This is a genomic window from Pedobacter sp. 01N310, from assembly GCF_056399805.1.
This window is the reverse complement of the sequence record NZ_JBFTSB010000017.1, coordinates 1-26,748: the sequence shown is the minus strand read 5'-3', so window position 1 is coordinate 26,748 and position 26,748 is coordinate 1. Positions and strand designations below refer to the sequence as shown.

The 26,748-nt window shown below is 37.1% G+C and carries 22 protein-coding genes; 17 read left to right on the top strand and 5 right to left on the bottom strand.

The features are described 5' to 3' along the window. Positions 1-203 precede the first annotated feature (203 nt). The 3 genes from AC1DNH_RS20885 to AC1DNH_RS20875 all read left to right on the top strand — a co-directional run bounded on the left by AC1DNH_RS20885 (position 204) and on the right by AC1DNH_RS20875 (position 7,544). Positions 204-1,109 (top strand): SdiA-regulated domain-containing protein, encoded by a 906-nt coding sequence (locus AC1DNH_RS20885; RefSeq protein ID WP_477584041.1) that lies wholly within the window; start codon positions 204-206, stop codon positions 1,107-1,109. A 252-nt stretch (positions 1,110-1,361) separates the two neighbouring features. After that, positions 1,362-4,976 (top strand): BamA/TamA family outer membrane protein, encoded by a 3,615-nt coding sequence (locus AC1DNH_RS20880; protein ID WP_477625626.1) that lies wholly within the window; start codon positions 1,362-1,364, stop codon positions 4,974-4,976. Between the two features lie 141 nt (positions 4,977-5,117). Then, positions 5,118-7,544: a GAF domain-containing protein gene (locus AC1DNH_RS20875; protein WP_477625625.1), complete on the top strand. Its 2,427-nt coding sequence runs from the start codon at positions 5,118-5,120 to the stop codon at positions 7,542-7,544. Between the two features lie 238 nt (positions 7,545-7,782). Here the strand turns inward: AC1DNH_RS20875 and AC1DNH_RS20870 are convergent, their stop codons facing one another. Then, a complete protein-coding gene (locus AC1DNH_RS20870) occupies positions 7,783-8,385 on the bottom strand; it encodes a GIN domain-containing protein (protein ID WP_230151009.1) in 603 nt (200 codons plus the stop codon). 270 nt (positions 8,386-8,655) lie between these two features. Between AC1DNH_RS20870 and AC1DNH_RS20865 the strand changes: the two genes are divergently transcribed. Next, a complete protein-coding gene (locus AC1DNH_RS20865; RefSeq protein WP_477585739.1) occupies positions 8,656-9,012 on the top strand; it encodes a response regulator in 357 nt (118 codons plus the stop codon). A gap of 379 nt (positions 9,013-9,391) precedes the next feature. On the opposite strand, the gene AC1DNH_RS20860 is transcribed toward AC1DNH_RS20865, so the two are convergent. After that, on the bottom strand, positions 9,392-10,696 hold the full coding sequence (locus AC1DNH_RS20860) for an ABC1 kinase family protein (protein ID WP_477625624.1): 1,305 nt from the start codon (positions 10,694-10,696) through the stop codon (positions 9,392-9,394). A 7-nt stretch (positions 10,697-10,703) separates the two neighbouring features. Beyond that, positions 10,704-11,357 carry a TetR family transcriptional regulator C-terminal domain-containing protein gene (locus AC1DNH_RS20855; protein ID WP_477586045.1) on the bottom strand — a complete coding sequence of 218 codons (654 nt, stop codon included), beginning with the start codon at positions 11,355-11,357 and terminating at the stop codon, positions 10,704-10,706. A 225-nt stretch (positions 11,358-11,582) separates the two neighbouring features. Here AC1DNH_RS20855 and AC1DNH_RS20850 point away from each other — a divergent pair, with 225 nt between their 5' ends. The 5 genes from AC1DNH_RS20850 to AC1DNH_RS20830 all read left to right on the top strand — a co-directional run bounded on the left by AC1DNH_RS20850 (position 11,583) and on the right by AC1DNH_RS20830 (position 18,142). Then, positions 11,583-12,437 (top strand): HD domain-containing protein, encoded by an 855-nt coding sequence (locus AC1DNH_RS20850; RefSeq protein WP_477609037.1) that lies wholly within the window; start codon positions 11,583-11,585, stop codon positions 12,435-12,437. A gap of 476 nt (positions 12,438-12,913) precedes the next feature. Then, positions 12,914-13,054, top strand: coding sequence for a Sec-independent protein translocase subunit TatA/TatB (locus AC1DNH_RS20845; protein ID WP_083505447.1), 141 nt, complete (start codon positions 12,914-12,916; stop codon positions 13,052-13,054). A 57-nt stretch (positions 13,055-13,111) separates the two neighbouring features. Then, positions 13,112-13,324, top strand: a complete 213-nt coding sequence (locus tag AC1DNH_RS20840; protein WP_477584703.1) for a hypothetical protein — start codon at positions 13,112-13,114, stop codon at positions 13,322-13,324. A 248-nt stretch (positions 13,325-13,572) separates the two neighbouring features. Beyond that, positions 13,573-17,130: a PKD domain-containing protein gene (locus AC1DNH_RS20835; RefSeq protein WP_477625623.1), complete on the top strand. Its 3,558-nt coding sequence runs from the start codon at positions 13,573-13,575 to the stop codon at positions 17,128-17,130. 1 nt (position 17,131) lies between these two features. Further along, on the top strand, positions 17,132-18,142 hold the full coding sequence (locus AC1DNH_RS20830) for a PorP/SprF family type IX secretion system membrane protein (RefSeq protein ID WP_477584701.1): 1,011 nt from the start codon (positions 17,132-17,134) through the stop codon (positions 18,140-18,142). A 419-nt stretch (positions 18,143-18,561) separates the two neighbouring features. Here AC1DNH_RS20830 and rpoN read toward each other — a convergent pair whose 3' ends face one another. Next, entirely contained in the window at positions 18,562-20,034 is a 1,473-nt protein-coding gene (gene rpoN / locus AC1DNH_RS20825) for an RNA polymerase factor sigma-54 (RefSeq protein WP_029280404.1), read from the bottom strand. Between the two features lie 167 nt (positions 20,035-20,201). Between rpoN and mscL the strand changes: the two genes are divergently transcribed. Further along, the gene (mscL, locus tag AC1DNH_RS20820) at positions 20,202-20,651 is read left to right on the top strand and encodes a large conductance mechanosensitive channel protein MscL (protein WP_477585487.1); all 450 of its coding nucleotides are present in this window, start codon (positions 20,202-20,204) and stop codon (positions 20,649-20,651) included. A gap of 45 nt (positions 20,652-20,696) precedes the next feature. Here the strand turns inward: mscL and AC1DNH_RS20815 are convergent, their stop codons facing one another. Beyond that, the gene (locus tag AC1DNH_RS20815; RefSeq protein ID WP_477585485.1) at positions 20,697-21,569 is read right to left on the bottom strand and encodes a ChaN family lipoprotein; all 873 of its coding nucleotides are present in this window, start codon (positions 21,567-21,569) and stop codon (positions 20,697-20,699) included. Positions 21,570-21,701: 132 nt separating this feature from the next. Here AC1DNH_RS20815 and AC1DNH_RS20810 point away from each other — a divergent pair, with 132 nt between their 5' ends. The 7 genes from AC1DNH_RS20810 to yidD all read left to right on the top strand — a co-directional run bounded on the left by AC1DNH_RS20810 (position 21,702) and on the right by yidD (position 26,277). Beyond that, positions 21,702-22,466, top strand: a complete 765-nt coding sequence (locus tag AC1DNH_RS20810) for a LiaF transmembrane domain-containing protein (RefSeq protein WP_477625622.1) — start codon at positions 21,702-21,704, stop codon at positions 22,464-22,466. Positions 22,467-22,489: 23 nt separating this feature from the next. Beyond that, a complete protein-coding gene (locus tag AC1DNH_RS20805; protein ID WP_215128380.1) occupies positions 22,490-22,837 on the top strand; it encodes a DUF4288 domain-containing protein in 348 nt (115 codons plus the stop codon). Beyond that, positions 22,827-23,888, top strand: a complete 1,062-nt coding sequence (locus AC1DNH_RS20800) for a sensor histidine kinase (protein ID WP_477611008.1) — start codon at positions 22,827-22,829, stop codon at positions 23,886-23,888. The genes AC1DNH_RS20805 and AC1DNH_RS20800 overlap by 11 nt, the downstream gene beginning before the upstream one ends. Continuing rightward, on the top strand, positions 23,866-24,600 hold the full coding sequence (locus tag AC1DNH_RS20795; RefSeq protein WP_029280416.1) for a LytR/AlgR family response regulator transcription factor: 735 nt from the start codon (positions 23,866-23,868) through the stop codon (positions 24,598-24,600). The genes AC1DNH_RS20800 and AC1DNH_RS20795 overlap by 23 nt, the downstream gene beginning before the upstream one ends. Positions 24,601-25,438: 838 nt before the next feature. After that, positions 25,439-25,597, top strand: a complete 159-nt coding sequence (gene rpmH, locus AC1DNH_RS20790) for a 50S ribosomal protein L34 (RefSeq protein ID WP_010601723.1) — start codon at positions 25,439-25,441, stop codon at positions 25,595-25,597. Between the two features lie 67 nt (positions 25,598-25,664). Then, positions 25,665-26,063 (top strand): ribonuclease P protein component, encoded by a 399-nt coding sequence (locus AC1DNH_RS20785; protein WP_477585269.1) that lies wholly within the window; start codon positions 25,665-25,667, stop codon positions 26,061-26,063. Next, on the top strand, positions 26,047-26,277 hold the full coding sequence (gene yidD, locus AC1DNH_RS20780) for a membrane protein insertion efficiency factor YidD (protein WP_215128375.1): 231 nt from the start codon (positions 26,047-26,049) through the stop codon (positions 26,275-26,277). Before AC1DNH_RS20785 ends, yidD begins: the two co-directional genes overlap by 17 nt. The last annotated feature ends 471 nt before the right edge of the window (positions 26,278-26,748 follow it).

Below are 26,748 nucleotides of genomic sequence, written 5' to 3'. Positions count from 1 at the left end.
AAAGGCAGGGACTAATACGACCACAAGTTCTGTGAACTAGAGATGACGGAAGTTCACCCTGCCTTTTATTTAAACGCTTACCAAGCTTTCTTCTTGTAATACTATTTACAAGAAGAAAAATCAGTCCGATAAACCAAAGGAGATGACGGTTATGCTGTCGGGATAACGATTAATAAATAAACAAGTATTAAATTTTACCCCTTATGAAATACAATAAAACTTTCCTCGCCTCTAGCTTTCTAATTGCCATTGCCTTTTTAGGTATATCATGTGTAAATGCGAACCGTGATGATAAAAAAAGTGATTCTACAGAAACCGTTTCGGCAGGAGGATCAGAAAAATCAAACCTTCCTTACGATTTAGCAAATCCTGTAAAATATAACATGCCGCAAAATTTATTCGAAATTTCCGGAATTGTATTTCATAACGGTGATCCTAAAGAAGTATTTGCGATTCAGGATGAAGACGGCGATTTGTTTCATCTTGGTTTAACCGATAAAGAATCGAAATTTACCAAATTTGGAGGTAAAGGCGATTATGAAGATCTGGCTATCTTAAATAACACTGTAATTGTATTAAAAAGCAATGGCGAACTGCATAGCTTTCCTATTAGCGAGATCAATAAACCAGAAGTTGCAGATGTGGTTAAAACCAAAGACCTGGTTCCTAAAGCCGAATATGAAGGCTTAGCCGCAGACGAAAAAACAGGCCTGGTGTATGTATTAACTAAAGAAATTAAGAAAAATAAAAGCGACCAGACGGATATTTATGCCTTTAAATATGCTGATGGTAAATTTACCGCAAGTGGAACTTTTGCCTTGTCTTATAAAGAAATAGCTGACCTATCAGGCGAAGCCAAAATTAAGTTCCGTCCTTCTGCTTTGGCTAAAAACCCATCAACTAACGAGTGGTATGTGCTTTCATCAATGAATAAACTATTGGTCGTTACCGATGCAAACTTTAAAATTAAAGCAACATACCCGCTAAAAGGAGATTTCTTTAACCAACCAGAAGGTATTGCATTTGATCGCGATCAGAACCTTTATATCTCTAACGAGGGCGGTACTTTATCTGCAGGAAACATTTTAATGTTTAAATTGAAAAAATAGGTTTTAGTAGTGGTGCCCTAATGCGAACGTCGTCCTGAACTTGTTTCAGGATCTATTAGGAGGCTGTCTCATTATATATATTGTCATCCTGAGCCTGTCGAAGGACCAACTAAAATGTATGGTAAAGCGCGTTTCGACAGGCTCAACGTGACAGGTCCGAACCTGAAATTAAGTTTATGAGATTGCTTGGACGATGCTCATGAGAAATAAAATAAATTTTAAAATAACTATCTTTATACAAACGCTGAGTCTATGATTAAAAGATTTACCCTTTTTACCATCTTATTTTTAATCAACTTCATTGCCCTTGCGCAGGATGATGTGAAATATCGTGTAATTCTTTTTGGCGATGCCGGCGAAATGAACCCTGCGCAGATGCAGGATTTAAAAAATGCCGCCAAACAAATACTTCCCAAAAAAACAACCGTTTTATATTTGGGGGATAATATTTATCCAACAGGGATGGGTCTTCCTGGAAGCGTAGAAGAAGAAGAAACTAAAAAAATCCTCCGTTCACAGTTCGAGCCTATGCGTAAAATGGGCGCTGCGGTTTATTTTGTTCCCGGCAACCACGATTGGGATAAATCTGGCCCCAAAGGTTTGGCCAAAATCAAAGCGCAAGATGATTTCCTTAAAGCACAGAACGATCCATTACTGAGGCTAATACCAGAAAACGGATGCCCTGATCCTGTGGCCATTAAATTAACTGATAAATTAACCATCATTGCTTACGATAGTGAATGGTGGGTTTTTCCATACAATAAATCAAATCCTAACGGCGAATGCGAATGCCGTACCAAAGATGAGGTTTTAGTGAAAATGGAACAGTTACTCGAAGAGAACAAAGACAAGGTTATTCTTTTAGCCTCACATCATCCATTTCAGAGTTATGGCCCACATGGCGGTTATTTCAATTTGAGGAACCACATTTTTCCGCTCACATCGCTGGATAAAAATCTATATATCCCATTGCCTGTTTTGGGCTCTATTTATCCGATGTTACGTTCCACTTTATTAAGCCCTGAAGATTTAAATCACCCTGCTTATAAGGATATGATTAAATCAGTAACCGGTGTATTTGGCGATTACCCAAATGTAACCTATGTAGCGGGGCATGAGCATGGTTTACAGTTAATTAAAGGGAAACAATTGCAGGTTATCAGTGGTTCGGGTTCAAAGGTGTCGCCAAATAAAGAGGGTAAAACTTCTTTGTTTCACGAAATGCAGCAGGGCTACGTGGTTGCCGATCAGTTGAAAAACAACGATATGCGCTACGAATATTACATTTATTCGGATACGAGCGTTAAAAGAGTTTACAGTTACATTAAAAAGTTCGAAACCATTCCTCAAATAATAAGGAATAGAGATAAACCGATTACCGCTGATAGTATTTTTGTACGTATTAAGCCCGAATATGATAGCGTTGGCCGTTTTCACCGTGCTATTTTTGGCGAAAATTACCGTAAAGAATATGCTGCAAAAACAAAGGTTCCTGTATTACGGGTTTCTCAAATGATGGGTGGTTTAAAAGCGACTCAGCGCGGTGGAGGCAATCAATCGCGTTCTTTACGATTAGAAGATAAAAACGGTAAAGAATATGTTTTGCGTAGCGTGGAGAAATACCCTGAAGTACTTTTGCCTGCCGCATTGCGCGAAACTTTTGCTAAAGATATTATAAAGGATAACATGTCCGCACAGCATCCGTTTTCGGCACTGGTAGTTCCCGAACTTGCTAAGGCTGGCGGTATCCCGCATAGCAACCCGATTATTGGCTGGGTTTCTCCTGATGACAACTTAGGCGAATTTGAATCGGCATTTGCCAATACTTTGTGTTTGTTCGAAGAAAGAGAACCCACAGGAGAATCAGACAGTTCTCCGAAAATGGATAAAAAACTAACTGATGATAACGATAATAGATTAGATGAACCTGCCTGGGTAAAAGCCAGGGCGTTTGATGTATTATTGGGCGATTGGGACAGACATGAAGACCAATGGCGTTGGAAAGAAATCAAAACTAAAGATGGTTCGCTTTATTCGCCGGTGCCAAGAGATCGCGATCAGGTTTTTTTCAGATCTGACGGCCTTTTACAGCGATACACACAATCTTCGTCATTATTACCCATGATGCAGGGTTATGAACGTGGTATAAAAGATATCAATTGGTTTTTATGGGAAGGAAGAGAAATCAGCAGCCGTTGGACAGCCAATATTGATGAAGAGGAGTTTGATAAAATTGTGAAAGATTTCTGCGCAAACTATAACGATGCCGTTTTCGAGAAAGCACTAAAAAAACTCCCTGAACCAAGTTACTCATTACATCACGATGCCTTTTTGGCACAGATGCGTAACCGGATAGCCACTTTGCCAAAGTTAATGAACCAGTATTATCATTTCTTTAACCGCATTGTAGATATCGAGGTAACCAATAAAAATGAACTGATTCAGATTACCGATGCTGAAAACGATGGGTTACGCGTAAAAATCAATAAAATTTCTAAAGAGGGTAATATCAAAGACGAACTCTTCGATCGGAAATTCGATCCCAAAGTAACCAAAGAAATCAGGGTGTACATGCACAATGGTAACGACAGCTTGATCCTGAACAATAAAAAATCGAATATTAAATTGCGGATTATCGGTGGCAAGGGTACTAAAGTTTACGATTTTGCAAATAGCAACGGATCTGTAAAGTTATATGGTAGAACGGATAAGGCAACTTATAATGGAGAGGATGCCAGTAAAATCAGAAAAATTATTTCTAATGATACCTCGAACTTCAGTTATATACCAAAAGATATGTATCGTCGTAATTCGTGGCTGTTAAATGCAGGTTACAATCAAGATGATGGCCTTTTATTAGGTTTGATCTACAAACAAACTAATCCTGGTTTCAGGAAACAGCCTTATGGAAATTCGCAGACTATTTCTTTTTTACATTCATTCTCCACAAAAGCTTTTAGGTTTAACTATAAAGGAGAGTGGTTAAAAGCTTTAGGTAAGGCTGATTTTGTGTTAAAAGCCGATGCTTTCGCACCAAATAACACACAGAATTTCTTTGGTTTAGGAAATGAAACAAGTTTTGAGGAGCATGGCGATGATGATGATAACATCAGGTACTACCGCACACGTTTCAACCTTTACCAGGTTGATGCTTCAATTAGGTGGCGCCGCCCTAAATCTACTTTTAGCGTCGGACCGTCGTGGCAATACTATAAATATAATCAGGAAGATAACCAAGGGCGTTTTATCGAAAATCCATCAAAATTGCATTCGTCCGATTCGCTTACGGTACGAAACGAAAAGATGTTTGCAGGTGCATTTGTAAATTTCACCAACAATACCCGCGATAATGATTTGTTACCAACTTTGGGCAGTTATGTTGATTTTAAACTTTTGGGTTATAAAGGCGTTAACAAATACTCAAATTCTTACGGACAGTTTACGGCCAGTATAGCTTTGTACAAAAACCTTGATGGCAGAAAAAACTTCATTTTGGCAGATCGTTTTGGTGGAGGGGTAACTATTGGTAAACCAGCTTTTTATCAGGCCTTATATCTGGGCGGACAAGGGAATCTCTTAGGGTATCGCCAGTTCAGGTTTGCCGGCGAACATACTTTTTATAACAACTTAGAGCTTAGGGCCAAGCTTGGCGATCTGGTTAGTTATGTTTTACCCGGACAAGTTGGCTTATTGGGTTTTTATGATGTAGGTAGGGTTTGGAAACGTGACGAAACTTCTACATTATGGCACCATGGTGTAGGAGGGGGCGTTTATTTTGCACCAGCATCACTTACAGTTGTGCGTTTTGTAATGGGACACTCGTCTGATGGCTGGTACCCATACGTATCGCTTAATTTTAGGTACTAAATTTGTGTAACATATTAATAGATGTAATATCCAAGTATTACGTTCAGCAGACGAACATTGCTTTAATGAGTATGTATCTTTGCAATGAATTAGTAATTAAATAGATAACAATAAAATTTACACTATAGCAAAACTTATACAATGAATACCAATGTAATACAGATACATAAAAACGAATGTATACATTGCCAGGTAGAATCATCTCTGTCTTTCCGCCCACTTGTGGAATATTTAAAAGGCAGATTGAAAACAGAAAAATCGGTAAAATCTGAATTTTACAGGTTTTTACTTCAAAAAATTGAAAAAGACGATGTGCTGCTTGGCAACATCAGTGCCGAAGATTTATCTCAATATAAAGATACCTTAGAATTAATTTTTACCATTCTAACCCCTTTAATGGATAATGAAGATGATTTGTTTTGGGCTTTAAGTACCCCAATTCCAGATCAGATTTTCTTTAGCACCAATGCATTCTATAAATTTTTTAAGGATCATGATCCTAAAAATAAAGTAACGAAAGACAACGAGCCTATTGAGAAAAAACAGCTTAAGTTTATTTACAATGTTATTTTAGGCCGTTTTTATAATTTTACTTCAGTGCTGAAAAATGAGATCATTTATGCGCACATTAATCAGGAAACAAAACTGACACAATACTATAATATCCAAACCGATACGAAGTTTGTAGATATTATGCATAAGGGCGATTTACCTGAACTTAATTTTGAAGAACTGGGCAAGCATTTTCAAGACGAAACCGAACTGGAATACCTGGTAAAACACCTGCCTTTACAAGATTTTCACTTTGAAGGATTCAGCATCATCTCAATAACAGATGTGACCTTGCAACATGCTATAGATGGTATCCGCGATGCGCTTGTTAATCACAGTTATCAAACCGAAGCCTATACACACGTAATCCACGCTTTAAAAACGCTTAGCGGAAACGGAAAACTCGAATTTGGTTTAATGCCTTTTTTAACCGTTAACAATAAGCTCGTTTTCGATAATCAGGAGTTTTCACAAAGTATGCTGATTAATTCGGCAAAATCATCCAATCTCGAAGAAGAAGTTTTTTATTCGTTGGTTGATAAGTATAAAGAAAATCCAAGGTCGATTTTTGTAAGCGCTATTAATGACGATCAGATTGATAAAGATCCTTTTTTAAGGGTTTTAAAAGCCGCTGGTGTTTGTTCTTACTCAGTACTGCCTGTATATTACAATACGCAGTTGGCTGGCGTTTTAGAGGTTTATTCGAATGAGGAAGTAGTGGTTGATGATAAACTTTTATCGAGGTTACGCCCGGCAATGCCTTTAATCGGTCAACTTTTCCAATACAGTATCGAAGAATTTGATGCTAAAATGGACGAAGTGCTGATGGATAAGTTTACCGCCTTGCAACCATCGGTACAATGGAAATTTAACGAAGCTGTTTGGCATTTTCTTCAGCAGAATAACAGTTACCATAAATTAAAGGAAATCGAAACGATCACCTTTAAACATATGTATCCGCTGTTTGGCGCAATTGATATCCGTAATTCTACAATAGAGCGAAATAAAGCTTTAAAAGATGATATGGAAGTGCAGTTAAATAGTTTAATTGATACTTTAAAAGCCATCCGTAAGCATGTTTCTTTAGAACTTACCGATAAACTATTGTTCAATTGTAAAGACTGGATTAAACGCATCGGCGATTTTGCTTCATCAAACGAAGAAAATAAACTGAACGAGTTTTTAGAAATCGAAGTTTACCCTTTCTTATCAATTATAAAAGGAAATTACCCGATAACAGCTGAATTTGTAGATCGTTATTTCGAAGTAATTGTTCCAGAAACTGGCGCTGCTTTTGCAAATCGCAGGCAGTTGGAAATTTCGATGCAGCTGATCAATACCGAAGTGAGTCAGTACCTCGAAAAATCGCAGGCTAATTTACAGGCTTCATACCCTTGTTATTTTGCCAAATTCAGAACTGATGGAGTGGAGTACGATATTTACATCGGACAGGAAATTGCACCAGATCGGCCATTTGATTTGTTGTATCTCAAAAATATCCGTCTTTGGCAGTTAACTTCAATGGTCGATATCGCACGTTTATCGAAAGGCTTAATTGGCGAAATGCCCCGTGCATTAGAAACCACACAGCTGATCTTTATCCACTCAAATGCAATTGATATTAGCTTTAGGAACGATGAACGCCGTTTTGATGTAGAAGGTGCTTACAACATCCGTTACGAAGTAGTTAAAAAACGTATTGATAAAGTATTGGTTAAAGGTACAACCGAACGTTTAACACAGCCCCATAAAATCGCAATGGTTTATTTCAATCCTGAAGAAGCCAAAGAATATATGGAGTACATTAAATATATGCAGGTTCAAGGCTATTTAAACGACGATTTAGAGCAACTTGAATTAGATGAACTTCAAGGTGTTTCCGGGTTAAAAGCTTTAAGGGTAGGCGTAAAATATCTGGAAAGTAAAGTAGCAGGTAAAACAGATGCTGCTAAAAAACTTAAACCTAAAGAGATCAAATCCATCGAGAAGGAAATCGCGAAAGTGCTACAACACTAAAACTACAGATCAGTGACGCTACAAGTTAAAGGCTGTATCATAAATTTTGATTCCACTCGAACTTGTCACGTTGAGCTTTCGAAACGTCTTGCGAAGTATTTAAACAGGTCCTTCGACAGGCTCAGGATGACAAGCTATATTTATGATACAGCCTCCTTAGAAGTTTGTACTATATTATGTTTAAAACAAAAGGCTTTCTGATCAGATCAGAAAGCCTTATTTCATTTGTGCGTTTTTATTATTTGATTGCAGCAATTTCTTTTTCAATTGCAAAAGTTTCTACAGAGCTGATGTTCGTTTTTAAAGCAGCAAATCTATCGATGGTTAATTTTTGTGATTTACCCATAACCAAAGTATGTTGATCAGTTGAACCACTTAATTTTAAATCTGCATTATCGGCAATTACAGTGTACAAACCTTCTGAGCTGGTATTGATTTCGGCATGTGCATTTCCTTTTAAAAAGATCTGAAGATATTTAGTTTTTAGTTTTCCTTCAGTTTTAACAATTGCATTTTCTGATGCTTCTATTCTGTAAAAATCGTTTACATAAACAGTTAGTTTTGCTTTTTCGGTACTGGTTGAAGTAATTTTTAAATTATCACCATCCTGCATCACTTTTGCTGTTCCTGTGTTATCATCAGTGTAAGAAATGCCTGGGTTACTCCGCTGGATAATGGTTACTTCTACATTTCCTTTTACAGAAATTCTTTTAAAAGCTGATATTTTTAAAATTGCATCTGGCTCTTTTTCTGTTGCAGAAACGCTTGTCGTAAATAGAGCTGATGATAGAACGATTGCTGTTAATGAAGTGGCGATTAAGGTTTTGATTGAGGTTTTCATAATATTTTTATTTAATAATTAAATGTTAATTAATTGTTATTTAAATGTTTAAGTCTTTTTGTTATAGTTTTGATGATAAGACGCAGTGAAATGAAAAACGTTGCAGGCAATGTTGCGTTTTTATACAATCGATAGTTAATACTCGACGAACAGGCATTAATTCAAGACGAAAACTTGAAACTTTTACCAAGCATTTGTAAAATATTTTAAGATTTTTTATTGATCTAGTCTTTTTCTTTATATTTATTGAGAATTTTAGTCTGTTTATTTATGAAGAAAAAGGTTGTGCTTGTTCAGGATAATAAAGATATCCTTGATATAATGGACCATGTACTGGAAGAGGAGGGATTTGATGTTACGGCATCATTAACAACTGAGCCTATAGATAAAATAGACCAAATTGAACCCGATGTCGTGATTGTGGATGATCACATTAAGGGAAAAAAGAGAGGATCACAGGTGATTAAAGAACTTAAATCTGACCCTGAAACAGAAGATGTATCGGCTGTGTTAACTTCAACGTCAAATAACTTACCTCAACAGGCAGAAGAATGCAAAGCTGATGATTATATCGAAAAACCGTTTGATATCGATCACTTGGTTGAAGTAGTGAAGAAAAACAGCTAGATTTTTATCGAAATGACGACCTTTCGGGAGTGAAATCTATAAGTTACATTATTTAGATTTAAGCCAATAGATTTCTCACTACGCTATCAATGATAGATTCTCTATTAGGGCAGTCGTCATTCCCGCGCAGGCCGGTCGCGTAGACACAATTCTATTCATCTTGCGTCATTCCCGTGAAAACGGGAATCCTAAAGCTTCAAATATTGCTCACTAACCTTTCTTGTTGCATTAAGATTGCCAGTCAAGCTGGCAATGACAGTCAATGCTAAGAATATTGCAAAAGATGTGCCCACAAGATAGGCGCAGGCACAATCTTAAAGCTTATTGTATTAAGATTCCGAATCAGGTTGTTAATGACGATTTATCGAAATGAATTTCTCTAGGCAGTTACATTAGGCTTAAACGTATCTGTTTTAACCGTTGCTTTTAATTCATGTAATATCGTATACAACCCAAAATTAGTCCGGTTAACGTAAATAAAATGTTTTACGCCACGAGCCTGTTTAAATTCTGGCATTTTAGAAATTTTTTCGCCATAGATATATAGTTGCTCAAAAAAATCAGGTTTACTAAAATCGAAAAATTTACTGGTATAGGGTTTGGCGAATAGACTGATCATCTCCCTATACGATTTATGGTAAAACTCAATCTGCTCAGGAGAATCGTCGGCATGGATCATCTCCAGTTTTCTAAATGCATCTATCGTTTTATTTTTATCATTAATTACATCAGTAGAAATTAAGGCGAAAAACGGGTAATAGAAATCATCAGGCATTTCTTTTATACATCCAAAATCAATTACTCCAAGGTTTTCATCCGGTGTAATCATAAAATTTCCAGGATGTGGATCCGCATGCACAGCCCTTAGCTCATGCTGTTGGAAATTATAGAAATCCCACAGCGCCTGTCCGATTTTATTACGTAATTCCTGAGAAGGATTTGTTTGTAAAAATTCTTTTAAATGCAAACCATCAATCCAGTCCATGGTAATGATCCGCTTTCCGGATAATTCTGGATAGTACTTTGGAAATACAACATGATCGAGGTTTTTACAGGCTTCTGAAAATTCGATAGAACGTTTAACTTCCAGTTCGTAATCTGTTTCTTCGAGCAAACGTTCTTCAACTTCTTTAATATAGATATTCAATTCCCTTTCCGACATGCCCAATAAACGGAAAGCGAAAGGTTTTACCAGTTTCAGATCAGAAGAAATACTGTCTCCAACACCAGGGTATTGAATTTTAATGGCGAGTTTTTTACCATTAAGCATCGCTTGATGCACCTGTCCAATAGAAGCTGCATTACTGGAGCTTAAGTTAAAACTATCGAAAATATTTTCAGGTGTTTTACCGAAATTTTTGGTGAAAGTTCTAACAATTAACGAACCTGAAAGGGGTGGAGCATTGTATTGAGATTGGGTAAATTTATCGACGTAAGATTTCGGCAGGATATTCTTATCCATACTCAACATCTGTGCGATTTTTAAGGCACTGCCCTTTAATTCGCTCAGCGATTTATATATGTCGGTTGCATTGTCCTCGTTAAGCTGTTCTCGGTCCATTTCAGGGTTAAACAGTTTTTTTGAATAATGCTTAATGTAGTTGCCCCCGATCTGAATACCTGTTTTAACAAATTTTGCCGAACGTTCTACCTTTGTAGTTGGAATACTTTTTTGTGTCTTCATCTGGTATTTAAAACCTCATCTTTTCTGCAAACTTCCCATTCCTGGATAAAAACTTCCCGTATTCCAATAAATTATCAATTGGCGAATGCTGAAAAAGATCGAAAGTTACATTAATGCCTTTTTCGATGGCCTCATCGCTTTTTTCGAAACCTTCACTATCATCGTTGATCCAAAAATTAACAATAAATGCAAACTGGATACATAAGGCATCTTTGTATCTTTTACTTAGAAAGCGGCGCTCGGCAAGCTCACCACTATCTAAACCTTCTTCAATAATTTCTTGTGCAAAGTTTTCGAAAATAGGTTTTACGCCAGCAAGTACATCGGGAGTAGAAAATTTACCACGGTGATTCTTTAAGCTGTAAATCACAAAACTGCGTTCGTTCTTCAGGTTTTCGAGGTAACTGTAAAAGAAAGAAAGCATTTTTTCTCTGGCTGTATATTGGGGCCAAACTTCCTGCTCTTTAATTTTGTTAATGGTTTCGAAAGTAAGTTCGAACCAGATTATTTTTTCAATGCTTTCAAAAGAAGAGAAAAACTGATAAAAATCGGCCTCGGTAATTTTAAGCTTTTTCACAAAAACATAAACCGATTTTGGTTTTTCATTGTTTGTTAAAACATAATCTAAATATGCTTTTCTAATTTGCTGAGCAGTTGCCATATACCTGTTTTTTACAATTATAACGTTTAATTTATTGGCTTGTTTTTGCAGTTGGTTTTTTGTTGATCATGAAATTGTAATAATAGCTTTCAAAATATTTGAATTTGATTTTTTGACTAATTATTTTAGTTTTTTGTGAGTTTTAATGTTGATAATTTTTTAAGAAAAAACTAAAATAATTAGTATTTTTGTTTCTGAGTATTCCTTATAACTAAATAAAGCAAGATGATCCAGGTAAACGATTTTTTATATGGCAAAATGGAACTGCCAATGGTATTTTCTGATCTGTTAAATACCGATGCTTTAAAAAGGTTAGGCGGAATTCATCAAAGCGGTGCTATATTTTTGGTCAATCCGGATATCTGCCATTCGCGGTTGGAGCATGCCATAGGAGTTACCATGTTGATCAGGATGCTTGGTGGTTCGGAACTGGAACAAATTGCGGGGTTGCTACACGATATTTCGCATACTGCTTTTTCTCATGTGGGCGATTATGTTTTCGACAATACAGATGAAGACTATCATGAAAAGGTTTTCGCCGAAGTTTTATGCAGATCGGAAGTGCCTGATGTGCTGTTAAATTATGGATACAATGTTAACCAGATTCTGTATGGTACGTTTGATATTTTAGAACAGCCATTGCCATCGCTCTGTGCCGATCGTTTGGACTACACTTTGCGTGACGGTATTCATGGTGGGGTAATTTCCCGTCAGCGTGCCCGCGAATTTTTGACTTCCATTGTGTTGAAGGATGGGAAAATAGCGGTGAATGCAGAAACTGAGGTGGCTTGGATTAATGAAGCTTTTGAAAAACTGAATAATGAAGTGTTTAAACTGCCGCTTCACCTTTACGCCAACGGCAAAATGGCCGAATTAATTAAGAAATTTCTGAATAAAGGGGTGTTGGTTGAAAGTGATATGTTTAAAACAGATACCATGTTGCTAAACAAAATCAGAACTTCTTATGAAGGATATGAAGCCATTAAATCAATCAAACAGTTAAAAGGTTTCGCCGAATTTATGCGCCATGGAGCGGTGCCAAAGATAAAAAAAAGAACTTTGAATGCTTTGATGGTTTAGTGTTTAGGAGTTGATGTTTTACGTCGTTTCGTCCTCCTGAACTTGTTTCAGGATCTTTCTTGTAACTTATAGATCAATGGTTATGAACCAATGAACAAGTTTGGCACGGATACGCAATAACAAAGCTTATCCCTCGCTTAGTCATCCTGAGAGATAATTTATTGTATAAAAATCAATTTAAATAACATAGAAATTCAAAGAGATAGCTCCCCCAAGATTCGTCATTTCGAGCGGAGTGCAACGCAGTCGAGAACCACGAAGTGCTCAGCGAAGCTAAATCTGTCAAGATAGATCTCTCTCCCGAAAGTTCGGGACTGCGCTCCAGTCGAGATGACGATTCTTTTTATTGAAAGTCTATCAATGGTAACTTGTTTCAAGAGCTTTCCTATATAACGAGAATAAAACCAATGGCTAATTGAACCAATCAACCAAACCATTTCAGAAGAATTAACGTATATTGTGAAAAATATAAAAATATGTCTGCAATAGAAATTATTTTAATAGGAGTGGTTATTCTGCTTATTTTTGGTGGCAAAAAATTGCCTGAATTGATGAGAGGAATAGGGAGAAGTGTGAAAGAATTTAAAGATGCCAAAGACGAACCTCCGGTTAAATAATTGTAACAAACAAAACTTTCTGTTAATGGCGCTGTTTTAACTAAAATAAACGCTAACATGGAAAATCAAAAACAAGATCTGGCTAAATCAAAATCCGATTTTACAGAAGATAATGCAAAACATCCGGTTAAAGGAATAAATGATTGGAATGACCGCTTGGATGAAAATCTGGAGCCTGAAGAGCATAACGATAATGCTGCAGACGAAAAAGCCAAAGATTTCTCTGCAAAATACGGTAGCGGCGATCAGTCCGATCAGGGTAGTAACTGAATTTTTATCATTTAGCCACTTTTAATAGGTGGCTTTTTGGTTTTATCTTATTAATTCTTCTCATAAGAATTATACATTTATGTAAAACTTTTTTACACCACTGCTCTGGTTTATTACACGAAAGGTGATTTTTTCGCTTAAAAGTGTTAAAATTGCACCAATTGTTTTTTCTTGTGATTTGATTAATAGTATATTGCATATCTAATCAAACAAACATGTATAACGTTTTCAAATTAAACTGATAGGTAATGAGCAGGCATTGTTTATTGGTTTTGCTTATCTTGCTTTTTGCAACATCTTTGTCTTTTGCTCAAAATACATCAAATAAGGGAAAAGATTTTTATGTTCCTTATGCAGGGCATATTGATGGTAATAACTCCAGGTTAACGCTGTTTTTATCTACAGATCAGGCTACCGGATATAAGGTTTATATTGGGGGCGTTTTGGTGTCTCCGGTTGGTGCCACTATTCCGGCCAATAGCTGTTTGCCATTTGTAATCAATCCAAATACCTATGCCGTATTAATGGGGAGCTCCAATTTAATAGAGCCAAATAAAGCCATTAATGTAGTTACCACTAAAGCAATATCATTGTATAGTATCATTTCTAATAATGCCCGTACGGGTGGTACTTTAGTATTGCCAACAAACACACTTGGACAAGAATATTATGCCTTTAGCTACGAAAACCATGGAAATCAACAAGGCTTTTCTCAATTTACAATTGTAGGAACGGTTGATAATACAGATGTGGAGATTACGCCTAAACAAAACGAAAGATATGGAGGAAGAACCGCCAATACGACTTTTACCATTAAGTTAAATAAAGGCGATGTTTATCAATATCAATCAGTTGGTGATTTAACAGGAAGCCACATTAAAGCCTTGAACTGTAACCCTGTAGCCGTATTTACAGGTAATACCTGGGCAGCATTTTGTAATGAAGGTAATAGCCGCAATCCGAGTGGTGGCGATAACCTGTATCAGCAGATTTTTCCAGTTTCTGCATGGGGGAAAAATTTTGTAACTGCACCTTTTTATAATACTCTTCATGGTAATACCGATATTATGAGGATAATTGTAGCTGACGATAATACGATATTAACCGTTAATGGGAGTACTACAAGCGCCAATGGAACCCCGCTTTCTAATCCATATAATAAGGGAGCGGTAGTTACCTTTTTTTCTACTTCAGCAAATATAATTTCTGGCTCTAAACCAATTGCTGTTGCGCAATACCAAACTTCGCAAACTTGCAATCAAAACAATGGAACAGGTACCAATCAAGCGCAATTTCCAGGCGATCCTGAAATAACCGTGCTTAACCCTGTAGAGCAAACATTAAATAATATAACGGTTTTCTCTGATTTGGGATCAGTAGGGGTTCCTACGCAGATCACCAGATACTATCTCAATGTAATTATTAAAACAGCAGATATAGCTTCGTTTAGGCTGGATGGTAACCCAGTAAGTAATTTTACAGCTATTGATAATGTATTTAGCTATGCTGTAATTGATGTGACCAATACGCAGCCCCAGCATAGGTTATCTGCAGCAGGTGGTTTTTCAGCAATTTCGTATGGCTATGGGACGGTAGAGTCTTACGCATACTTAGCTGGAGCAAATATTCAGAACTTTACTTTTCAGCCTACCAGTACAGTTACGGGACAACCCATTAGCAGCGGTTGTTTAGGGGAGCCCATCAGTTTAACTATAAATTTACCTTACCAGGCTATTAAAATAGACTGGGAAATTGAGGGGGCAGCGAGTTTTACTGATGATAATCCGGTGGCAATAAATACCTTTACCAGACCAAATGATAATAATACTTATTACACCTACAAGTACCCTAACGACCTGAATTATCCAAACCCCGGTGATTATCAGTTTAAAGTAATTGCAACTAAGCCCAACGCCGATAATTGTGGCAATACAGAAGAATTGATTATAGATTTTTCGGTTGATAATCAGCCTACTGCCGCATTCGAATTACCCGCTACTGGTTGTCAATCCAATGGTGTTCAATTTACTGATAAAAGTACATCCAATTCAAATTCGCGAAGCATTACACAGTGGTTATGGGACTTTGGTGATGGAAAAACATCTCCTGAGCAGAACCCTGTTCATGTTTACGATCGCCCAGGTACTTATAATGTGGTTTTAACGGCCATAACAGATTCTAAATGTTCGGAAACATCTTCAGCATTTCCAATTGTAATTAACCCTCAACCTTTATCCGATTTTGATGTGAAAGGTTTGTGTGCAGGCAGACCGATTATTTTGACAGAAAAATCGACGATAGAAGGCACTGGGACTATTGTGAAATGGGCCTGGGATTTTGGCGATGGAAGTACCCCTTCTACTGAACAGCACCCCATCCATCAATACAGTGCTACTGGTTCTTATACTATTACGCTAACAACCGAAAGTGATAAAGGATGTGTGAGTGTAGTGAAAAGTAAAATTGTAACCGTAATTGATCCACAATCTGCTGATTTCGAACTGCCTGATTTTTGTTTGAATGATGGTGTAGCTAGATTTAAGAACACCTCCAAAAATGCTGATGGAAGTACAACCGGATTAACTTTTGTATGGAAATATACCGATCAAAACAATAATGTAATAGCCACTACAACGGATGTCGATGGCGCTTTTACGCCTGCTGCCACGGGTAATTATAATGTGCTCTTGACGGTGAAAAATCAGGATGGTTGTGAGTCATTCGCATCAAAGCCATTTACGGTTAATGGTGATGTTAAAGCAGTGGATTTCGAAATTATCAACGACCATAGCTGCGTGAGTGAGGACATCATGATTAAAAATAAATCTACTGTATTTACGGGTAATATTACAAAAATTGAGATATATAGAGATTTTGGTAAAGAAACTTCCATTTATAAAACAATCCCTTATCCGGATGATAACGAAATTTTTGTTCTTAAGTACGACAGTTTTGGTGGCACCGCAGATCGGACATTCAACATCAGGCTTGTGGCTTATTCGGGAGAAAACTGCTCAAAATATTCAGATCAAACACTTACATTAAAACCAGTGCCTCAATTGGTGTTTGAGGAGATGACTCCGGTTTGCGAGGCTGATGGCACCGTTTTAATTACGCAGGCTAAACAAAAAGTTGGAGAAGAAATGAATGGAATGCCAGGCGTATATAGTGGCGACGGCATAAAAGCAGACGGTACCTTTAATCCTAAAATTGCCGGACTTGGACCACATCTCATCACTTATACATTTACGGGAGATAATGGTTGCCCTAGTTCTATAACGAATACGATTGAGGTGTACAAATCGCCTGTTGCAAATGCAGGTACATTGGTTTATATCCTGGCAGGTGGACAGATCGAGATCCCTGCAACAGCTGAAGGCACTAATTTGAAATATAATTGGTCGCCTGCAACAGGTTTGAACAAAACGGATATATTAAATCCGATTGCATCGCCAGATAATGATACAGAATATACGCTTACAGCAACCACACAGCCTGACGGATGCGCCACAACATCAACAGTGTTGGTAAAAGTTTTGCAAGTATTAAATCCACCTAATACCTTTACGCCAAATGGCGATAATGTAAACGATACCTGGATCATTAAATATTTAGAATCTTATCCAAATGCTACCGTCGAAATTTTTAATAGAAATGGAAATAGGGTATTTTTTAGCACTGGATATAAAATTCCTTTTGATGGGAATTACCAAAATGAACCGCTTCCGGTAGGTGTTTATTATTATATCATTAACCCGCGTAACGGACGAAAAACAATAACAGGACCGCTCACTATAATCAGATAAATTGAAGAAGCTCATCATCATATTTGTACTTTTTGCAACATTTAAGGGTTTTGCACAACAAAAGCCACAGTATACCCAATACATTTTTAATCAGTATCTGCTAAATCCGGCGCTCTCAGGAATTGAAAATTACCTCGATTTTAAAGCTGGTTACCGTAAACAATGGTCGGGGATTACCGATGCGCCTCAAACTTCATTTGTATCGGCACATTGGGCGCTGGGAGATAATCAATTGTGGAGTAATGCGCTCACCTCTTTCCCTGAGCAAACAGGTAATCCGATGGACCGTAATTATATGCAAAACTACATGTCGTCGCCGTCGCATCATGGAATGGGGGTAACGGCCGTATTGGATAAAACTGGCCCCATAAAAAGGTTGGATGCCAATGTTACCTATGCTTATCATTTACAGCTAAGTAATAATTTCAATTTATCGGCAGGTGTTGCTGCAGGTATTTCGAGTATCTCGTTAGATGTAAATGCACTTACTTTCGACACACCGGTAGATCCGATTATGAACAGGGCGCTGATTAACCAGGTGAAACCCGATTTGAGTATTGGTTTATGGTTATATGGCGCAAGGTTATTTGCCGGTTTATCGGTACAGCAAATTTTACCACAAAAATTAAGCTTTACAGGCGATAATAGTTATAATTTAGGTAAAGAGGCACCACATTATTTTGCTACCGCAGGATATAAGTTTTTCTTTGATGATGAAATTGCTGCAGTACCATCGGTAATGGTAAAATACGTATCACCTGCACCGGTTTCTGTTGATCTAAACATGAAATTGGCTTTTAAAGACAAAATCTGGTTAGGAGGAAGTTATCGTAAAGATGATTCGTTTGCAGCAATGGCTGGCTTTAATATTGGCAAGATGGTTAATTTAACTTATTCATACGATTTTACAACATCTCAATTAAATCAGGTAAGTAATGGTAGCCACGAAATTGTATTGGGTTTATTGCTGAATAATATCTATAAGGTGCCATCGTATATTAAAATGTGGTAATATACTGGTATTCAGGTAGATGAAAGTGTATGGTTTATAGGTTGGAGCGCAAAACCTGTATAGAACAGGAAGTTTCCTCCCGTTTTTCGCTTTCACGCTTCACTTCGTCGTGCCTCCTCGCTGCAGGGTAACGCTGCAACCGGGGCTAAATGGCCAAGGCAGTTTTTTATTTTTGAGGTTGCAGGGTGCAGAAACTTTGTGCTTAAACCTGACAGCAGCGGCAGCTCCCGATTTTTCATCGGGACTATAGCGAATGGCAGGACTGCAGACGGCCAAGCACACGGAACTGTTCCTTTCCCAGTCACAATAAATACACTAGTTATATTTGGAGCGCAACACTTTCTTTGGCAATTTAAATTCTATACTTTAGAAAAGTAACTGTAAACTTTGAATTGTAAACCCGATAACTGCCAACTGATCTAAAGTTCTTTTCTTAACCTTGCCACAGGGATATTCATCTGCTCACGATATTTTGCAACGGTTCTTCTGGCAATGTTATAACCTCTTTCTTTTAAAATTTCGGTTAATTTTTCATCAGCTAAAGGTTTGCGTTTATCTTCGTTACCAATACAGTCTTCCAATATTTTTTTAACCTCTTTGTTCGAAACTTCCTCACCGTTTTCGGTTTGTATCGCTTCTGAGAAGAATGATTTTAATAAGAAAGTACCAAATTCAGTCTGCACATACTTAGAGTTTGCCACCCTTGATACGGTTGAAATATCCATATCAATTTTATCGGCAATATCTTTTAAGATCATTGGGCGCATTTTACGCTCATCGGCGGTTAAAAAATATTCATATTGATAGTGCATAATGGCATTCATGGTTTTTAACAAAGTTTGTTGTCTTTGTTTAATTGCATCGATAAACCATCGTGCAGAATCTAATTTCTGCTTAACAAACTGAACAGCTTCTTTCAGCTTTTTATCTTTCGATGAAGCTTTGTCGTAATGCTCAAACATCTCCTGGTAAGATCTGCTTACCTTTAATTCAGGAGCATTTTTAGAATTTAGCGTCAAAATTAATACGCCATCATTATTGCTGATATGGAAATCAGGAATAATCTGCATTTGTTTGGTGGTAACCTGATTGGCATCACCTGGTTTTGGGTTTAAACGCAGAATTTCATTTACAACCTCTTTAAGTTCTTCACTATCTAAACCTAAACTTTTTTCTAATTTATCGTAATGTTTACGTGTAAACTCGTCCAGATAGTTTTCTACAACATTCATTGCTTTTACTATAATTGGATTGTTTGGGTCTTTCCTTTTTAATTGGATCAGTAAACATTCTTTCAGATCTCTTGCACCAATGCCTGGAGGGTCGAAACTTTGGATCAGTTTTAACATTTCCAGTACATCCTCTTCTTCAACCATAACATTTTGAGAAAAAGCAAGGTCATCAATCATGGAGCCTAGCGGACGGCGTAGATAACCATCATCATCTAAACTGCCTATAATTTGTTTGCCAATAATAAAATCCTGGTCGGATAGGGGAATAAGGTCTAATTGCTCCTGTAAACTTTCAAAAAAAGTACTTTCAATGGCAATTGGTGTTTCTTTTTTCTCTTCATCGTCATCACCGTTATTATAGTTGGTGCTATAATCATTGGTAGAATCGTCCTGTAAATAATCATCTACATTAAATTCATCCATGCTGGTGTCTTCTGATGATTGTTCGTAATCTTCAGGCCCATCATTCAGATCATCATATTCGCTCTTTGGCTCATCCTGAGTCATTAAACTTGGATCTTCAAGTGCTGGGTTTTCTTCAAGTTCTTCTTTTACACGGGTATCTAAAGCAACGGTTGGCACCTGCAACAGTTTAATAAACTGTATTTGTTGCGGTGATAACTTTTGTAATAATTTTTGTTGTAAGTGTTGCTTTAGCATAGTAAATATAAAAGAATGGGGCAAAAATAAACAATAGATTTCAGATATTCTGCTGAATTGACTTAAATGCTATCGATATGTTTGGTTTTAAAATTATTTCATAAACATTTGTATTGAGTTTAATGTTTGCTACTTTAGTGAATAAATAAACTAAAACTTAATAAAATATGGGCTTTGTAAAAGAATTTAAAGAATTTGCCATTAAAGGGAATGCTTTCGATTTGGCGGTAGGCGTAATTATAGGTGGTGCTTTTGGTAAAATTGTTACCAGCGTAATCGACGATTTAGTGATGCCTATTGTAGCTGCAATGGTTGGTAAACCAGATTTTAGCAGCATTTATTTTGCAATGGGTAAAGGTGCCGAACTGATTCCAAAGGGTGCTTCGCTGGCAGATGCTAAAAAGGCCGCACCAGATGCATCTATATTTGCTTATGGTAACTTTATTACGGTAGCCATTAATTTCTTATTGCTGGCTTTAATTGTTTTTATGATGGTTAAAGCAATTAATAGAATGAAAAAGAAAGAGGAAGAGGTGGCAGTTGCAGCACCGGTAGTACCAACGGCAGAAGAAACCCTTTTAACCGAAATCAGAGATCTGTTAAAAACAAAAGCATAATATATAAAAGCCGTCCCGATGCAAAAAAGGGGCGGCTATTTTGTTTTAATAACTTCTTTTTACATTTGGATCGGTTATAATGATATAATCGCCGAGTTTTTTAAATTTTCCCCAATCGGGATTGGCAAAGCTTTCATCAGAAAATGATGAAATGTTCAGGATTTTTAGTTTTGGATTGGTCTGAGCCAGTTTCACCAATGTTCCCAGTTTTTCGTCGCTGTGGAAACGTCCATTAAGCTGAAAAACCTTAAAGCCTCTGTTTGCCTTAAGAAACTTATTTATAGACCATGCCATGGTCGCATCCCATAAATTTTGCGTTTGGTAAATTTTCATCGAGCCCATGCTGTGGCCACCCAAAGTTTCTGTAAATTTTTCATAATACCTACCCTGAGCCGTATCAATAGGTAAGGGTGGTAAAAAATTAAATGATGTTTTTGGGAAATTTTCTAAAACTTTAAGCCCTCCCATAGTAACAGCATTGCTGTAACGCGTAGCGGCATTTGCAGCAATAACTTTTAGCTTATTTTGTTTGGCATACTCCATTAAAGGTTTATAATCTTTGTAATTGCCCCAGGCCCTGCCTTCTTTAATAAAGTTCTTTTCTGAAATTAATCCTGCCAGGTATTCATCTACCTCAGGTTGTACATCGGTATGGAACATTTCTAAAGACAGTGCCGTTTTTAATGGATATTTTGAATGAAGTCTTTTAAAAAGCTCTGCTTCCAGATAATGGCCTATAGAATCGTTGTGGTCTTCGCCAAAGAATAAAACATCAGCCTGGTTCATATCAGTAACAATGTCGTCCATTGATATGGATTTCTGTTTTTTTACATCGTAAATCTTATAATGGTTACTTATTTCCTGTGCACACAAGCTGGTAGAAATAGCAAAAACAAACATTAATAGTGAAAATTTCATACCGTCAAAATAACAAAATAATTTTCACCGATAAAATAAGGGCACTTACCGTCTTTTACCGAGTTCTTGCACCTTGTGTATATTATGATGTAGTGCTTATTAATACTTTTGGATTATTAAATATGAACACACATGGATAATCTTAATAAAAACGATAACAACCACATTAAAAACTCAGGAAGAGTTTGGAGTGGTTTCATCATAGTCATCATCGGATTTGCATTTCTATTGAACAACATGGGACTAAATATTCCGAGATGGATATTCAGCTGGTCTAATTTTTTAATTGCACTTGGTGTATTTATCGGCGTTCGTCGTAACTTTAAAGGAATAGCCTGGCTAATTTTGATTTTGATCGGCGCTTACAATACCTTAAGTAATATACCGGGGTTAGATTTTGATTTATCTAAATACGCTTTAGGTATTGGTTTGGTTATAGTAGGTGGGTTTTTAATCTTCAGACCAAAGGATGCTTTTGTGTTTAAGAAAAAACCTAAAGATAAGTATAAAGCCGATTTTGATTTTGACGCAGCTGCCGATCAGAAGACCACAAATAATAATGATGTTATTGATGTAATGGCCGTTTTTGGGGGAAGTAACCAAACGGTCTACTCTAAAAACTTTCAGGGCGGCGATATTACGGCTGTATTTGGAGGAGCAGATATTGTAATGACTCAGGCTGATTTTCCTGAAACGGTATCGCTTGATGTAACGGCAGTTTTTGGAGGAATTAAATTAATTGTACCACAAAACTGGGCAATAAAATCGAATGTAACGGCATTATTTGGTAGCGTTGAAGATAAAAGATCACATGTAATGCCGGTAGCAGAGATGAAAAAAACATTGATTTTAGATGGGACAGCTTTATTTGGAGGGATCGAAATTAAAAGTTTCTAAACATTTATTATAAAACATCGCCTATGAAATGGTTTGCAGTAAATTGTATCTATCAGGTAATTTGTGGTGAGGGAAAACATACGCCCCAGTTTAATGAACAAACGCGTTTAATCCAGGCAGAGGGGATTGCGCAGGCTTTAGATAAAGCCAAATTAAATGCTATACATTTTAACCCATCTTTTAATAATTGTAATGGCGATAAAGTAGTATGGAAGTTTTTAGGTGTAGGTGGGATATCGGCAGTGGAAGAACTTGCTGATGGTGTAGAAGTAAGTTCCAGGATTGTTGAACCAAAATCGGTTGCGCAATACCTGGAAAAGCTAGCGCACCGCAATAAATCATTAACTAATCAAAACCATTTTGACAACTAGACCTTTATCCGTTCCGCAAATACAGAAAATATCGCTTACCATTGCAATAGTGTGGACTGTTTTGTGTGGTGCAGGATTACATTATATAGTTAATTTTTCCTGGTGGATATCGATAACCGACAGCTTAACCAATAATTTTTTATTGGCTTTGGCCTGCATTGGCATCAGTAACATGCTTGGGTATTACCAGCCAAAAAATGAGCGGATACTGTACGTACTGATTATCACGCTCGCGCTTACTTTTGTGATTATTTTTGCATCAAAATATGTGGTGCTCTATATATTTTCTGATTATAAGGAGTATAAAGATTTTTACAATTTCTCTTTTGCCTTTAGGGGTTTAATTTCTTTTATGTGTTTAGTCTGGTGTGCTTTGGCTAATATTTTATGGTATAGATTAGAGGAGCAATCAGAAACACACGAAAGGCTATCGGCAGCTAAAAGTTTGGCCAAAGAGGCCGAGTTAAATAAGTTAAGACATCAATTACAGCCGCATTTTCTTTTCAATAGCTTAAACTCGGTATTTGCACTTACCATGGTTAATCCGAAGGAGGCAGGCGTAATGATAATGAAATTAGCTTCTTTTCTTCGCGGAACCCTAAAACGTGATGACGAATTGTGGGTTTCTGTAGAAGAAGAAATGGAGTATATTCAATTGTATCTTGATATTGAAAAGGTGAGGTTTAGCCACAGGTTAAATATCGAAGTTAATGTGGCTGAAGATACTTTAAACCTTTGTTTGCCAGGTACTTTATTGCAGCCCATTGTAGAGAATGCTATTAAATTCGGACTTTATAATACCTCGGCAGGCATTACCATCAAGATAGATGTTACTGTTGAGTATAATATTTTGCAGATCCGGGTACAAAATCCTTTTGATCCCGAAATGAAGGCTGCCGGAGGAACAGGATTTGGTTTAAGTGCCATTAAACGCAGGTTATATCTGTTATTTGCGAATACCCATCTGTTGCAAACCGATATTGAGGCAAATAATTTATATATTACCACCCTAAAAATTCCACAAAAAAATGATCAGAACAATACTAATTGACGATGAGCCTTTAGCAAGAGATATTGTAAAATATTACCTTTCAGATCATGCAGAAATAGAGATTGTAGCCGAATGTGGTGATGGGTTCGAAGGTTTAAAAGCCATTACCCTGCATAAGCCTGATTTAATTTTTCTGGATATCCAAATGCCTAAAATAAGCGGTTTCGAAATGCTCGAGCTGGTTGAAGATAAACCTGCGGTAATTTTTACTACAGCTTTTGATGAATATGCCATTAAAGCTTTTGAGGTTAATGCAGTAGATTATTTGCTTAAACCCATCGATAAATCGCGCTTTGATGCAGCCATTAAAAAACTGCCTAACAAATTAAATCAAACCGAAAATACGGAGGCTGTTTTGGATGCGGCAGCTTTAAGTCCGGCCCAAAACAATAGGGTAGTGGTTAAAAAAGATGGCGTAATTAAAATTATTCCCGTTGCCGATATCAACTACTTAGAGGCTGATGATGATTATGTAAAATTAAGTACTGTTGACGGTGCTTTCTATAAGAACAAAACGATGGCTTATTTCGAACAAACGCTCGACGTGAGCCAGTTTATTCGTATCCATAGGTCTTATATCATTAACCTGGCCCAGGTGACCAAAATAGAGCTAAAAGAGAAAGATAGTTATGTAGTGCTGTTAAAGTCTGATATCTGGCTGCCGGTAAGCAAAACCGGCTATGTGAAATTGAAGGCTGCGTTGGGTTTGTAATTTACCCTTCGAATGAATCTATCGGTTGGTGTCTCACCGACCGAAATGAAATATTACCGAGTTTTTTGTTGGTCGATAACATACCGACCGATAGGGAAGATGAAAATCTTTTTTGGAAAGCAATTGAGTGCTAAAATTATTGTTAGCCCTGCTTTCCGTTACAATCTTTTTGCCCTTCGACTACGCGCTCCGTAGGAGTCCTTTGGACAGGGTGACAAAAAGGATTTCCACTCCCAATCAGGTTTGTTCTACGGCTGTCGTTGCTGCTATTTGGGCATCTCCCTTCTACCGTTTCATGTCGATACTAATTTAGGTACCTTTCTCTTCCATTGGGCAATGTAGTTAAGTTAAGCGTACGTTTGTCAGTCTGAGCCTGTCGAAGACCCTTACTAGTTGAAAACAAAAAACATTTGTCCTTCTACAGGCTACCATAGACAGAATCCATTAGCACGGTCGTCATTCCCGCGCAGGCGGGAATCTTAAAGCCCTTGCATTACGATTCCCAATCAAGTTGGGAATGACGATCTAACGCAGCCTACCGTTTGCCAAAAAGATCTGTCTTTAATATTGATTTTATGAAATAATTATCCCTCAGGATGACATTGCATCGAGATGGATTATGGGTGGAAAAAAATATTGATATTTTCGTTCCGTAAGGACGTTTGGTGAAATAATAAAACATACAAGCACATATTTTAAATACCCATAGGACATCTTTTTCAAAAGAATTATTACATTTGCACTTAAATAGAAAAAATAATAATTAATCACTATTGCATTTGTAGAGAAATCGCTTTATATTTGCACCTCTTAATTTTACAATAGATAATATACAGTCATGAAAAGAACATACCAACCTTCGCAAAGAAAGAGAAGAAACAAACACGGCTTCCGCGAAAGAATGGCAACAGCTAACGGCAGACGAGTATTAGCATCACGTCGTGCTAAAGGAAGAAAAAGATTAACGGTTTCTGACGAACGCAAGCATAAAGCATAATTTTTGATTGCTTTTCCGTTAATTCGGGATCGGCAGATCAAAATCTGCAGTTATCAATCAAAAATATATGTACACATTCAGGAAAGAAGAACGGTTATGCAGCAGGAAACATTTAGACCTGTTGTTTAAAAACGGTTCTTCTTTTTTATTATACCCCTTCCGGATTTCTTATCTTTTTGTCGATCAACCAGCTGATGTACAAGCACAAGTGGTAATCAACGTTCCTAAAAAAAGATATAAACGGGCAGTAGATCGCAATCTGCTCAAGCGCCGCATACGCGAAGCTTATCGCTTAAATAAACAAGATAAATTATATTTGCCTTTACCTACTGACAGGGGATTGCTTTTGATTTCTATTCAGTTTGTGGGTAAAGAAAAATACGATTTTACCTTTATCGAGAAAAAACTGATTGCTACTTTTAAACGCTTTCAAAATTTAATCCAGCCAAATGAAATTCATCAATAAAATTTTCGGATGGTTTTTTTTAGGTTTAATCAAGGTGTATCAATATGCCATTTCGCCAATGCTAGGCGCAAATTGCAGGTTTACGCCAACTTGCTCGCAGTATGGGATAGAAGCCATTAAAAAGCACGGACCATTTAAAGGCGGTTGGATGGCACTGAAACGCATTGGTCGTTGTCATCCATGGGGCAAACATGGTCACGATCCTGTTCCTTAAATGGGTTTATTAGTTCAGTTGTTCATTAGCCATTAGTTCATACTACATTCGTCGTTTCGGGGCAGGGGATATGAGCGAGCTGAAGAATCTTTTGGATTGTTAGGGGAGGAATTGATGCCAAATTTCAAGCTAATTCAATCAAAAAATTCGAATAAAGATCCTTCGACTCCGCTACCATTGACGTTATTTTGCAAATTACTATTAATCAATATTTTAACGGCTTTCGCATTTCCATCCAGCTGGGCCATAGCATTGTATCCCCGTTCTACTTAAAYCCGGCCTAACAAATTTTTCGGRCTGCACTTTCTRGCCGCACAACTGKCTTCAAAAGAAAACGGCGAAGCCCTCATGAATGCAGCTGAAAACTATAATACAAAATGAATAAATTTTCAGCCGGCATTTTTTGTTTTTTCATAGGCCTTTATGTTTTCAACGGCATTCAAGCTAGCTATGCTGGTCTTTTTGATGCCA